Annotated in this window: 1 protein-coding gene; it reads left to right on the forward strand. The window is 37.3% G+C overall.

The features are described from left to right. A partial coding sequence (locus CWB66_RS21310; RefSeq protein ID WP_212747851.1) for an AHH domain-containing protein occupies positions 1-319 on the forward strand: 319 nt, incomplete at both ends.

Genomic DNA, 319 nt, shown 5'->3' on the forward strand with positions numbered 1-319 from the left:
CGACTTCATATCATGAAGCACATCATATTGTTTGTGGTAAGGGACGTTATAGACAACGCCTTACATATGCTGCGCGTTTAAGAATGCATTCGTTTGGTATTGGTATTAATGATCCAACGAATGGGGTATGGCTAAGAAACTTTGAAAAAAATAAGTCAGATGATTGGGCTACGCCTGACACTGTTTCTCACAGAAGCCTGCCTCGCCATAATTATCAAGTTTGCGTCTCTACTAGTTTAAGAACCAAAGTAAATAAGCTCGATTTCATAAATTCATTACGTGACGACAAAAAAAAAATTAAAAACCAAATGAAGCCAGA

The organism is Pseudoalteromonas sp. S558 (genome assembly GCF_005886635.1).
In the GTDB taxonomy this organism is placed as follows: domain Bacteria; phylum Pseudomonadota; class Gammaproteobacteria; order Enterobacterales; family Alteromonadaceae; genus Pseudoalteromonas; species Pseudoalteromonas aliena.